The organism is Bradyrhizobium algeriense (assembly GCF_003062295.1).
Classification (GTDB): Bacteria; Pseudomonadota; Alphaproteobacteria; order Rhizobiales; family Xanthobacteraceae; genus Bradyrhizobium; species Bradyrhizobium algeriense.
Window position 1 is genome coordinate 90,763 of the sequence record NZ_PYCN01000025.1, and the last position, 11,680, is coordinate 102,442.

Consider the following 11,680-nt stretch of genomic DNA (forward strand, 5'->3'; position numbering starts at 1 on the left):
CCACCCCAATCGCCGAGTTCGCAACTCGATGAGGCCAACACACATATGTCGTGATGTTCGTACCCCACGTCCATGACAAAACCTCCACGTGTGTGACGCGCCGAGCGTGTGGCCACCGAGAGACGCGCGCCGGCGTGCACCGGAGGAGACCGATGGGCCATCTTCACGCTCCAGCCAAGCCGTCGCGTAGCCTAGGCAATTCCCGCCCGACGCGCCGCGCCACATAATGACCTAAACCTCTCACAGCAGTTGAGATTTGCTCGGGAGTAACCGAGCTGAACGCCAATCGGATCCGGCAGTCTTGAGAGTTATCCAGTGCGAAGAAGCTCATCGGCATAACAATGACATTGTAATGCGTTGCGCACTCGTCCGCGGTGTTCGCGTCAAATCTGAAAGGAAGATCGAGAGTCAGAAAGAAGCCGCCGGCAGGACGATTCCATCGAACCTGGTCCGACAAAGGCGAAAACACATCGTCCAGCTGACACAACATAAGGTCGCGATTTGCACGATACCAATCCAGCGCCGGCCGGATCCAGCCACGTAAGCTTGTCCGCTGTTCGATCAAGAGCCCCGCCACAATCGCTTGGCTAATTTGGCTCGTATTCACGGTACCGAAACTCTTGCGCTGAACCAGATCTTCCCAAAGTGTCCGGCAAGCACCTGCGTCTCCAAAGATGGTATCGGGCAGTATTGCTGCTCCGACGCGAAGAGCTGGGCTTAGCGTCTTGGAGAATGTTGACAGGTAGATAACACTTCCGACCTCATCCAAAACGGCCATCGGAGGCACCGCATCTCCTTCATACCGAAATGGCCCATATGGATTGTCCTCCAAAACGACGATCCGATGTTTGGCGCACACTTCGAGGATCTCCCGTCGTGCGACCACATCGAGGACGCGTCCTGTCGGATTATCAAAATCGGGAATAAGATATGTTGCCCGAGCTCTTCGACCATTTCGGCCTAATTGCACAACGGCGGACTCGATCGCGTCTGCAACGCAAGACGCTGAATTGGACAACGCTGCAATAGGCACCCTCGCAGCATTAGCTGCACCAATTGCTCCAATATAGGTGGGATTGCAGACCAGGAGCACATCCGAAGATTCGGGACACAGCGCCGGCAGGCAGAGAGCGAGCGCTTCCTGGCATCCTGAGGTGATCAGGACGCGATCCGCCTTAGCGGGGAGCCCCTCATCGGATCGCACCTGTTGCGCAACAAGCTCGTTGATGATTCCCGCTGTTCGACCATACTGCAACAACTGAGACCATACTTGGCCACGATCGCCAGCCCAATACCTTTGATACACACCGAATGCATTCAACAGCGCCTGGGGGTTGAGTCTATCGAAAAACCGGTCACTCGGCCTACCAGACGCAAGCGAGACAGCTGAGGGAAACCGACTCGAGACCTCGTTCAGGAAATTCATTGCCGAACTTTGCAACCGGAAATCCATCATGGAGCCTTGGAGGAGGACGGAGCTATGGAGATCACGCCTACGTCGGAACACGAGCACGACTGGAGGTCTAAGGGCGTACGCCTCTTCGCTCAATACTTGCCGGACTGTTCAAGCTGGTCAAAAAGCTGCTGGACGTTCGATTCGAGGAAACCACTCTCTCCATCTCGGCGAATGATTTCGAAGCTAAGCCCCGTCTCAATGGAGCGGCTCGAGAAGGCCTGTGTCAGTCCAGGGCCACGTATCACATTCGTGTCAAATCCCAGACCACGAGACTTTAGGGTCTCTACAGCAGCATCCACGTCGTCGACCTCAAGAGCGATATGAGCAACTCCAACGCCGTGACGCCGCACGAGCTCTGAGACCTGAGAAGCCGGCTCAGTACCCTGACACAAAACAAACCTGATGCCCCTGCTCTCGAACTCAGCAGATAGCATGCCCGTCGCTCGACCCTTGATGTGAAAACGGCGCTTCAACTCAAAACCTAGCACGTCCCGAAAGAATTGAATTGAGGCCTCAAGATCGAGCACAGCAATCGCAATATGATCGATCCCGCGAAATTGCGACACCGGACTCGCGGTTGTCCGGATGTCATCGGAAGTCGCACCCACTCCGAGCTTGCTATCGATCGTTTTCTGCATAGCACCCACTTTCGATCACACAATCCGACAATCAGGCCAAAGCGACCTCATCGCGCGAGCGACAGGCAACCCTGCTACCAGCAGATCAGCCCTGTACTAGCGTCAAGGTTCTTCAGAATCCTCTGCTCGAGGTCCGCCAACTCAGCCTTACGCCTGGCCACATCCGATTGAGCGCGGAAGAGCTTGGCTTTGAGCTCTTCTCGTTGCCTCATTGCTTCTCGAAGTTCCCAACCGTCCTGCATCGGCTAATTACCTATCTACGAGCGAACGCCGCCTGTCAGCTCCGAAAACATTGCCTGCGCTTCCGCTGCTGCTGGTGTCAGATCGCCGCGCTTCAGCTGGAGGCGGACGTCCGCCAGACCAATCTGTTGGAACGGCTCGCGGCACATCACCTCGAACATGGTGCGCAGCATCTCTTGACTGGCGTCGTTCCGTCCAGTTCCGGGTGCAGAGCAATCCTGTCCTCGCCGGGAGACCGAAGCGCCATCAGGAGATGAGAGGCCCCGCGACGGCCACGCACGTGATGGGCGCAGCAGCATCAGCATCAGCATCAGCATCAGCATCAGCATCAGCATGGCACTGATTTGGATCAATCGAGCAAGTTTCATCTGAACTCTCTTAGACAAGGGCTGCGATCGTGGTCGTAACGGATCACCCCCGCATCTCAAGCAACCGACGTGCCAATGACGTTCTGCGAGCGTTTCCTGAAGAAACAACGCGCCTCTCGCTGCGCTGGCGGAATGCTGCCGTCTTACTGTCGGGCTTGGGACATCGACGTCTTGAACCAGACACAGCTCAACACAACAACACGGACGGTCAATGGCGACGATCGCCAAAAGAGCAATTGCCCGAGATCACCCTTGCTGGTCAGAATGCTCTCGCCGCCATTTTTGAGGGTCTCATCATCGAGCGAGAACATCGTGCGATAGGCATCACGCTCGATGCTGGCTCTCTCGCAAGGGGGCGGGGAGAATATCCTCTCGGTGAAGCAAGAGATCGGTTTGCTCGACCGAGGCAAACCGGGGCAGCCTGAATTCATGGAAAAAGACAGCCGAAACAAAACCGGTATCAGTCGTGGCGTCACCGACTGCCGAAATGGGTAGCTGGCCACCACCTCACTGCCGAACTCAGGGAGGAGCACGTCGATTATAAGCGATGCGTGTCATGCCGCAGTCGTGAGACCAAGCTCCGGAAAACCCGCTTGGTGCCGCTGCACGACACGGCAGTAGCGGGCTTGAGGCGCTATCTGGCGCGTCGCCGGCCCCGTTCCGAGGCTGATCCGGTGTTCGTTGACGCGCGTGGTTTGCCGCTGCGCTACATTGCGGTCAAAGAGACCTAGCCAATTCCCGCACAGCGGGAGCAGTTGGCAGCGTCATCGCAGACGCTGCCGAATCCGTGCGGCCAAACAGCGCGCCGGAAACTATTCGATGCAGCGGGCCATCGATCGCTACAGCCGGTAAAATGCTCTCTGTCTCAAGTTGCCGCCATTGCGCAACCAAAACGTCGCCGCGTCAGCTCCGCAGTCTGCCGATAGCAACCCGCGATCTCAAACTATCCCCATAGCCGCGCCACCGTGCATCTTCTCCCGCGCCTTCGCTCAATCCGGCTTCAATGAGGTCGCGTTATAAGCGCTTGCCGCGCCCTCGCGTGAGCGCGATCTCACAGAACCCTCCAGATTCCCTCGAATCTCCAGCCGTGATTCTCTACCCTCCAACGTGATTGGCGGAGGGTTCGATGCGGCACGGGAGCGGCGGGAAAGCGGCGAGCAGGATCTGTTTCGCTCGCGGCTCGACCAAGTCATCAACATGGATCACACGCTGGTGAAGCTGGCGCGGACGATCGACTGGGGGTGTCTGGAAGAGAAGTTCGGTGCGGTGTATGCCGACGGCTCCGGGCGGCCACCGCTGCGGACGCGGCTGATGGCGGGGCTCGCGATTCTCAAGCATACCTACAATCTCAGCGATGAAGTGGTGTGTGAGCAGTGGATCGAGAACCCGTATTACCAGTACTTCTGCGGCGAGGAGTTTTTCCAGCACCGGCTGCCGCTCGATCGCTCCTCGATGACGAACTGCCGCAACCGCATGGGAGAGGAGCGGCTGCAAGCGCTGTTGCAGGAGAGCCTGGCGGTGGCGACGCGAACCGGCGCGATGAAGCCTTCGGAGCTCTCGCGCGTCATTGTCGACACCACGGTACAGCCGAAGCACATTACCTTCCCGACCGACGCCAAGCTGATGAACCGGGCCCGTGAGAAGCTGGTGCAGCTGGCCAAAAAGCTGGGCGTGGAGCTACGGCAGTCCTATACGCGGGTCGGCAAGTTCGCCCTGATCCAGCATCAGCGATACGCCCATGCTAAGCAGTTCAAGCGCGCCAACCGGGCTTTGCGCACGCTCAAGACCTATCTCGGCCGTGTCATCCGCGACATTGCCCGCAAGATCGACGGCGACCATGGGCTCGAGGGCAGCTTCGCTCACCTGCTCAGCCTTAGCCGGCAGGTGCGCCAGCAGGAGCGCGGGCAGCGCGGCGCCAAGGTCTACAGCCTGCATGCCCCCGAAGTGGAATGCATCGGCAAGGGCAAGGCCCACAAGCCTTACGAGTTAATGGCATGGACCACGCCCGCTCTCAGAGGCAACGTGCTACCCCGCGGGGCAGCAGCAGGAGCGCAAGCCATATCGAATACGAACATTATCACAATCGGTATCGATCTCGGGAAGAACACATTCCATGTCGTTGGTCTCGATGCCACCGGCGCAATCACGTTACGCAAGAAGCGATCTAGAAATCAGCTTGACCAGTCGCTGAGCAATGTTCCGCGTTGCCTAATCGGAATGGAGGCGTGTGCAGGAGCACATCATCAAGCTCGAGAAATTAGGCCATCAAGTACGGCTCTTGCCGGCACAGTACGTCAAACCATACCTCAAGGGTCACAAGAATGACTTTCGGGATGCTGAAGCGATCGCCGAGGCTGCTCAGCGGCCGACAATGCGGTTCGTCCCAGTGAAGTCGGCCGAACAACTTGATTTACAGGCACTCCACAGAGTTCGCAGTCGATTGGTGACACAGAGAACAGCGGTCATCAATCAAATTCGGGGCTTTTTGCTTGAGCGAGGCCTACCAGTGCGGCAAGGAGCGGCAGCACTCCGATTGGCACTCCCCCAAATCCTCTCGATACCTTCGGAAAGCCTGTCACCTCAGGTGGTTCGGCTCATCCAGGACTTGGCCGAGGACTGGCGCTATCTCGACCGTCGCGTCGCGTTAGTCACCAAGGAGATCAATGAGATCGCGGAGCAAGATGAGCATTGTCGCCGCCTGATGAGTGCGCCGGGCGTCGGGCCAATCATCTCAAGCGCGATGATCGCCGCGATCGGAACTGGTGATGCGTTCCAGAAGGGCCGCGACTTTGCGGCATGGCTTGGCCTCGTACCAAAACAAATCTCGACCGGTGATCGAACCATTCTCGGTCGCATATCAAGACGCGGCAACCGTTATCTACGAACACTGTTCATTCAGGGAGCCCGAGCCGTATTACTGAGGCGCCAAACCTGGGCCAGGCACGGCTTCGGAGCCTGGCTGGAGGCAGCATCGAAGCGGCTCCACTCGAATGTACTGGTTGTTGCCCTGGCCGCAAAACTCGCGCGGATGGCCTGGAGCATGCTCGCAAAAGGCCGTGACTACGAAGCGAGTTTCCTGGGGCACGCTGCATAGCACGCCCGACCCGGGAAGGAAGGAAGATCCAAGATCCGATCGGAATAGCACACTATCCCGCCGAGGTTTGCGAGACGGAAAGAACGAATGGAGAAACGGTTCCACCGACACTTCTGAAGCCTGGTTCGACTCCATGGCCCTCCTTGAGGCCGGCGAGTTATTGAGGACAGAAGTGGCGCGGATATCCATAATGGCTCGGGGCGACAGCCTCAAATCGAAGCCGGATAGATTGGCGCAAACCGCTTCATCCCTTTGTCGATCCCTCTTGCAACGCGGGCGTGGTCCATAGATCGGCGTCAAGGTCAGCGTTGCTACCCCTCTCAAGCACAGCAAGGGCGGCCAGTTCGTCGCCCATGTACAGGCGCTGCCGGGCAATCCCTATGACGGCCACACGCTGGCTGAGGTGATCCCCGGGATCGAGAAACTCATCGGCACCACGATCGATCGGCTCCACGCCGATGCCGGCTATCGCGGCCACAATGCGCCGGCCGACTACAAGTTCAAAATCTACACCTCAAAACAAGAACGCCGCGTGACCCCGGCAATCAAACGAGAGATGCGCCGCCGCTCTGCCGTCGAGCCCGTCATCGGCCATCTCAAGGACGAGCACCGAATGGGCCGCAACTATCTCGCCCACCGCAACGGCGACCTCAACAACGCCATTCTCGCCGCCGCCGGCTACAACTTCCGCCGCCTCATCAAGTGGCTGAGGATCTTGTTGTACCTCATCCTGATGGCGCTCTTCCCGAAGTCAAAACTATCGCCGGCCTGAAAACGTATTGTTCACAGAAGACTTTCGAGGCTCTGCACCCCGAAAGCTTGCAATCTGAAAATACCTTCGCCAGAAAACTCGAACCCCCGATCAAGCCCTTACAGGTTCTTCACGGGCGACTGCCTCAAGCGCGGGATGCACAGAATCGTTGATGATCACCACGTCACTCAAGCATGCGAGCCCGACCGCGCGTTACAATTCGGGAGAACGTCAATTGGCTGTTAACGGGGCTCGTGCTAGCCTTCTGTACATGGCAAATCAACGCCATCACCTCGAGCGAACCGCATCCCGCCTTTCGAACATTCCGGACAATCCGCATCTTTACGCGGTTCGACCAACTGCAGCCTCCCGGTCAGGGCATTGATGTGCTGGTAGTGCAAGGGACGATCAGCGCGCAGACTCAGATAATCCATTAGAAAATCATTCACGGCGTGCCCCGCGGAGACCGCATTAAGACTGATAACGCTGGGGTTCGGCTCATCAACGCCATAAGCCTGCGCCTTTCGTTCCGCATCTGTCTTGGCCTCTTTGGCCAAGAGATTAGGATCAATCAGCTGATTGCACCAAAGGCAACCCGCACCTGGACGAAGAGGGCGAATGGCACTGAACGCATCGATCACCCGCCCCTGCTCATCGGCGCGGATTTTCGAGCCCAGCTGAACGGCTGGAATAAGATATTGATGAACCAGTGCGTTCACTACTAGGCGCGCCCGCATTGAGTCCGCCGCAAGAAAGATGTAATCGCAACCTTTGAGCCGATCCGCCACTGAAGCTTTAGCCACGTCCGCGTTGAAGTACTCGATGTGCGCGGATGGGTTGGCCTGCTGGATGAGGCGCTGTGCCAACTGAACTTTGGGCGTCCGATTTGCAGCATCGGACTGCGATGCTCCGATAAGTCGTGCAAGGTTGGATGCTTCAACCGCATCGTCATCAACAAGCGTGAAGTGGCCGACGCCCAAGCGGGCCAGATACTCCACAACAAGGCTACCGATCCCGCCTAGCCCGATCACCGCAACGTGAGCGCGCGATAAGGTCTGCTGGCCCGCTCGACCAAACATACGAATTTGGCGGTCATATTGGTCGTCCACCGAGCTCAAATTTCTCGATAGATGGGGTGCGAGACGATCAATCTTCATGCCAATTACGCTCGCCTGATCGAGTTCGCAACGGCTGCCATTGGGCATCCAGAGATCTGCCTGCACGGCCCGCCGCCCCAACACCAGAGCGCCAACCGGCATGCCTTTGGCGATTTGCAATAGAGCCGGATAGCCGCGCTCATGTGATCGGATATCGATATCGCTGAATCCGACTTGCCGATCGCTGCCGTGATTATGAACGGCCAGATAGACTAAACGCTCGTCACGGGCGCGGGTAATCAGCCGATGAATGAATTGTGGCGTTAAGGCTCGGTGACCGATTTTGCCCGCGACATAGTCGATTCCGTCCTTAGCCAGATGCACTTCCCGAACGGTGAGGAGTGGAATCGTGTCTAGTTCGGACAGACCCGCGAGTAAGATGGCTCCGTGCTCATCACCATCCTCGTGATAGAGATGATGCCAAAGTAACTCGTAGTCCGGACGGGTGATGTGGAGCCTGCATTTGGACATCACGACGATCTTTCTAAGAAATCCAGAACCTTGAGAACCTTGGCACAAGCTTTTTGCTTGCCGTTCTGGGCCGTGCTGTTGCGGCGGGAGATCTGCAGAGCCGACCTTCCTTCGAACGCATGTCCCGCGGTGACCGGAGACGCAAAGCCCTGACCGTCAGCGCGCCGGACCTCTCCACCGATGAAAATGGGATAGATGTCGGCATAAGGATATTGCGCGGGGACGTGAAAGCCCACCCACGTCTTGCTAGGGACAAACCGGTCGCTAAGGGCGACCGGTTCGACCACAAGATAGACGCCGCCCTGCCCATCGTCCCGCATGTTGAGGGAGGCAGAGGGAAACTGCTTCTTCAGATCTTCGATGGCGGCAGAAACTTCCACTTTCATGGCAATTTCTGCCTAGGAGTTGTCGTCCGGCGCAATCGCCGTGAACCGAAGATGCTCCCGCAGATGGACGACATCATTGTCGCCCACGATACGGCTGGTGCCATTAGGCAGTTCCTCCTGCAGCACAAAGTTGGGCTGGATCGCCACACCTTGAGTAATGGCGGCCGCCTTGATCTCTGCGCCGGTGGCGGAGTGGCCTTTGAGGTTCACCGGCTGTTCGTTGACGGTGATGACGACGATGTGTTCAGGCTTGCGCGCCACAAACACCATTTGATCGTGGAGTTCTATCTGCTCATGGTCTTCAACGCGGCGATGGGTACCATCGTGTAGGACTAGTTCCAGCAGATAGTCCTTGCCGATCTCAACGCCCTGCTCGATCGCAGCGATCTTGATCTGCTCGCCAGTTTCACGCGGGCCCAGCAGCTTTACCGGGCGCTCGTTCACTTTCACCGTGACCAAGTGGTTGTGTCGGAGGCGTTCCGTCTCAAGGATATCCGTGCGTTCGGTAGCCATACGCTTTCTCCTTGCGATTTCGAAGTCGAATTGCTATTAAGCAATAGATAGCGGAACCTAAATAGAAAGTCAATTGCTAAATGGCAATTCCTGAGAGCGCAAGAAATGCTAATGATACCAAGGGCTTTGACGGAGATGCCTTCTACCGAGCGCTGGAGACGACGGTTCAAGCCCGCTACGTCAATTGGAAAGAGGTGTCAGAAGCAACGGGCGTTAGCGCTTCGACCCTGACGCGCATGGCGCAGGGCCGGCGTCCTGACGCGGCCAGTTTGGCCGCGCTTTCTGCCTGGGCTGGACTTAATCCGTCCGATTTTGTCAACGCGCCCTATCGCGCCAGCCAACCAGAGCCCATGATGCAAATTTCTAGCCTTTTGCGGGCGGATCCGGCCCTGGACACCGAGGCCGCAGAAGCAGTGGAAGCAATCGTACGCGCGGCTTACGAGCGCCTGAAGAAGCCCCTCAAGTAGCCGGTTACGCCCTTAGCATTTTAGCTGCCATTGACGGCTTTCAGCCGCTTGCAAACGCCTTTCCTCCACGACTTTGACGATGTCGGGGATCACGTGCTCGTCCATCTCTTTGAGGAACTCTTGCACCAACTTGGCATCGACAGGCGCAAGCCCCTGAAGCATCTCAGGTCTTTCATTTGTCTTGTCGTGCGCACCGTCAGTCATCGTGATCTCCCTGAGGTCCAGAATAGGCTTCGCCGCCCGTCGATAACGCTATTTCGTCTGAGTTGGTCGCAAGTTGCGGTCCATCCGCGAGAACCCTGCATGACCGATATTGGCAAGTTTCAGGCCACCCATGCCGGAAGCGATTTGGCCAACCTGCTTACGATCGAAAATCAAGGCATCGGTGCGGCTGTGGAACAACCAGAGCGGCATCTGCTCGCGTAAGCTGGCCGTGGCGTCGATCACCGCCCGCGCCTCAACCCTTCCATTAGCCCACTGTTCCTCCGTCGAAAACTCCACCACCCAGATAAACTGGGCGTACGGCAGCGTCATGATGTACTGCAAAAGTTTTGGATCAAATTCCGATGCATGCTCTCGCGCGAAATGGCGATAAGACGAGCCGGTGGTGATGAAGTAGCGGACGATGGTGTCGTCCTTGGGCGGGAGACCGATGGCGCGACCAAGCGTGAACAAGGCAGGAGCCAACCGATCAACGGCATCAGCCGGATAATAGACCTTCTCAGGAAGCGCCACGATAAAGGCGTCAGCCGCCTCCGCCGCGTAGGGGGTCCCGCTCGACTTCGGAATGGAGACGTACGGAAGATGGTTGTCGTCGACAACAGCAAGCGTTTCGACTTCATCCCAAGCATACCGGAGACCGGAGTGACCTTTCACCGGTTGACGCCATTCATAGCCCACGAGCGCAACCGCATGGCGACGCGAATGCATCGCGGCGAACAGAGGGAAGCCCGATTCTACATAGGCAATCAGTTGCCGATAGAACGGATGGTCCTTAGTACCTGTCGTGGCATTGCGCGCGATGTGGATAGGGAACGTGCCCGCTTCTTGAAACACGCGTTCGGCATGAGCGATCTGCAATCCTTTAGACGGCACTAAACCGCCCGGATTGAACTCGTGCGCCATCATTGTGATTTCATGGACCAAATATTCTCTATGAACGTTGTAGCGCTCGCTGTAGTGACGCAAGATGGACCAGCAAGCAGCATGCGCGCACACAGAAATGTCGACATGCTGATCCATCGACGGAAAGCCACGTATTACAAGCTTGTAGCCGAGCAGATGCACCTTATGATCGGCAGTGATGATGAAACGACCCGCGCCTTTGCGGATGTCCGGAGAGAGCACGGTCCTGCCGATGGTAGCAATGCCAGTCGGCCGCAATACCATGTAGCCGAAGTAATGATCGTTCAGTTCGCGATCGGGACAAACTAGCGCAGCATTGGCGTCATCGAACTTCACGGTCTGGTCAAAAAAGTGCAGCCGCACACAGTCGCTGCGATAGTACTGCCCCTTCTTCGAATAGAAGCTATAGTAAGTGCTGCGGTAATCCTTATCGATGTAATTGTATTCGATGAGGACGCCCTTCACTGCATCCGAGATCCCTTGGCTCAGAAGCTTTGCGACCAGAGCCGGGTTGTACTCGGAGGTGATGTGCATGGACAGCTGCGCGAGTTCGGCGCTCGTCGCCAAAGAAATCCACTTGTACATTAGAGGCGGGCGTGATTGGAAGCGACGCGCATATGCATCGTAAGAAGCGCCATTAGAAATCCCTTGATCAAAAACACGACGATTCCCTCCCACCGTCGGCCGGACAGAGGTGTAAGCCACCAGCTGACCTTCGTCAAATTTGAGGCCGACAGGTGCCGCTAAAACTAAGACGTTGAGCCAGTATGATTAATCGCGCTGCGCCGCAGCAACCGGACAAAGACGCGAAATCCCTTACTTTCGGGGCTGCCTCTTAATCTCAGCACAACATTTGGCACTAAACCAGCAACGGCCGTCACGCTTAACTAGTTTCTGTCGCGAAACACCTGCATTTGTGTTGAGGGCGCCATTTCCTCAATAAAACCGGGGCGAATTAGCAGTAGATGCTAGCATTCGCCATGTGTTTTGACGCGAGTTTCGTCGCGATTTCAT

The 11,680-nt window shown here is 57.0% G+C and carries 9 protein-coding genes and 4 pseudogenes; 4 read left to right on the top strand and 9 right to left on the bottom strand.

Going from position 1 to position 11,680, the window contains the following annotated elements:
* Positions 1-163: 163 nt before the first annotated feature.
* The 4 genes and pseudogenes from C7G61_RS32545 to C7G61_RS47575 all read right to left on the bottom strand — a co-directional run.
* Positions 164-1,456: an aminotransferase-like domain-containing protein gene (locus C7G61_RS32545; RefSeq protein WP_108521627.1), complete on the bottom strand. Its 1,293-nt coding sequence runs from the start codon at positions 1,454-1,456 to the stop codon at positions 164-166.
* An 89-nt stretch (positions 1,457-1,545) separates the two neighbouring features.
* Complete coding sequence (locus C7G61_RS32550; RefSeq protein ID WP_108521629.1) at positions 1,546-2,094, bottom strand: VOC family protein; 549 nt, start codon at positions 2,092-2,094, stop codon at positions 1,546-1,548.
* Between the two features lie 257 nt (positions 2,095-2,351).
* Entirely contained in the window at positions 2,352-2,702 is a 351-nt protein-coding gene (locus C7G61_RS32555) for a hypothetical protein (protein ID WP_145963722.1), read from the bottom strand.
* A gap of 206 nt (positions 2,703-2,908) precedes the next feature.
* A pseudogene (locus C7G61_RS47575) lies at positions 2,909-3,037 on the bottom strand (AAA family ATPase); the annotation flags it as partial.
* Between the two features lie 775 nt (positions 3,038-3,812).
* Between C7G61_RS47575 and C7G61_RS32570 the strand changes: the two are divergent.
* The 3 pseudogenes from C7G61_RS32570 to C7G61_RS32580 form a co-directional block, all read left to right on the top strand.
* A pseudogene (locus tag C7G61_RS32570) lies at positions 3,813-4,688 on the top strand (IS5 family transposase); the annotation flags it as partial.
* 3 nt (positions 4,689-4,691) lie between these two features.
* Positions 4,692-5,796 (top strand): annotated as a pseudogene (locus C7G61_RS32575) (IS110 family RNA-guided transposase).
* A 292-nt stretch (positions 5,797-6,088) separates the two neighbouring features.
* Positions 6,089-6,568 (top strand): annotated as a pseudogene (locus C7G61_RS32580) (IS5/IS1182 family transposase); the annotation flags it as partial.
* A gap of 236 nt (positions 6,569-6,804) precedes the next feature.
* Here the strand turns inward: C7G61_RS32580 and C7G61_RS32585 are convergent.
* Genes C7G61_RS32585 through C7G61_RS45565 form a run of 3 tightly spaced genes read right to left on the bottom strand, consistent with a single transcriptional unit; the run spans position 6,805 to position 9,074 of the window.
* The gene (locus tag C7G61_RS32585; protein WP_108521636.1) at positions 6,805-8,175 is read right to left on the bottom strand and encodes a HesA/MoeB/ThiF family protein; all 1,371 of its coding nucleotides are present in this window, start codon (positions 8,173-8,175) and stop codon (positions 6,805-6,807) included.
* Positions 8,175-8,561, bottom strand: a complete 387-nt coding sequence (locus tag C7G61_RS32590) for a hypothetical protein (protein ID WP_108521638.1) — start codon at positions 8,559-8,561, stop codon at positions 8,175-8,177. The genes C7G61_RS32585 and C7G61_RS32590 overlap by 1 nt, the downstream gene beginning before the upstream one ends.
* Before the next feature lie 12 nt (positions 8,562-8,573).
* A complete protein-coding gene (locus tag C7G61_RS45565; RefSeq protein ID WP_202975806.1) occupies positions 8,574-9,074 on the bottom strand; it encodes a multiubiquitin domain-containing protein in 501 nt (166 codons plus the stop codon).
* Between the two features lie 80 nt (positions 9,075-9,154).
* Here C7G61_RS45565 and C7G61_RS32600 point away from each other — a divergent pair, with 80 nt between their 5' ends.
* Complete coding sequence (locus C7G61_RS32600; protein WP_108521640.1) at positions 9,155-9,541, top strand: helix-turn-helix domain-containing protein; 387 nt, start codon at positions 9,155-9,157, stop codon at positions 9,539-9,541.
* A 12-nt stretch (positions 9,542-9,553) separates the two neighbouring features.
* Here C7G61_RS32600 and C7G61_RS32605 read toward each other — a convergent pair whose 3' ends face one another.
* Together C7G61_RS32605 and C7G61_RS32610 are read right to left on the bottom strand one after the other, a co-directional pair.
* The gene (locus C7G61_RS32605) at positions 9,554-9,745 is read right to left on the bottom strand and encodes a hypothetical protein (protein WP_108521642.1); all 192 of its coding nucleotides are present in this window, start codon (positions 9,743-9,745) and stop codon (positions 9,554-9,556) included.
* Between the two features lie 48 nt (positions 9,746-9,793).
* Entirely contained in the window at positions 9,794-11,371 is a 1,578-nt protein-coding gene (locus tag C7G61_RS32610) for a hypothetical protein (protein ID WP_145963724.1), read from the bottom strand.
* Positions 11,372-11,680 lie beyond the last annotated feature (309 nt).

Bases quoted from the DNA above. Each gene is read 5' to 3' on its own strand.
- C7G61_RS32555 (WP_145963722.1), bottom strand. From the start codon at position 2,702: ATGAAACTTGCTCGATTGATCCAAATCAGTGCCATGCTGATGCTGATG.
- C7G61_RS32550 (WP_108521629.1), bottom strand. From the start codon at position 2,094: ATGCAGAAAACGATCGATAGCAAGCTCGGAGTGGGTGCGACTTCCGAT.
- C7G61_RS32545 (WP_108521627.1), bottom strand. From the start codon at position 1,456: ATGATGGATTTCCGGTTGCAAAGTTCGGCAATGAATTTCCTGAACGAG.
- C7G61_RS32605 (WP_108521642.1), bottom strand. From the start codon at position 9,745: ATGACTGACGGTGCGCACGACAAGACAAATGAAAGACCTGAGATGCTT.
- C7G61_RS32585 (WP_108521636.1), bottom strand. From the start codon at position 8,175: ATGTCCAAATGCAGGCTCCACATCACCCGTCCGGACTACGAGTTACTT.
- C7G61_RS45565 (WP_202975806.1), bottom strand. From the start codon at position 9,074: ATGGCTACCGAACGCACGGATATCCTTGAGACGGAACGCCTCCGACAC.
- C7G61_RS32590 (WP_108521638.1), bottom strand. From the start codon at position 8,561: ATGAAAGTGGAAGTTTCTGCCGCCATCGAAGATCTGAAGAAGCAGTTT.
- C7G61_RS32600 (WP_108521640.1), top strand. From the start codon at position 9,155: ATGGCAATTCCTGAGAGCGCAAGAAATGCTAATGATACCAAGGGCTTT.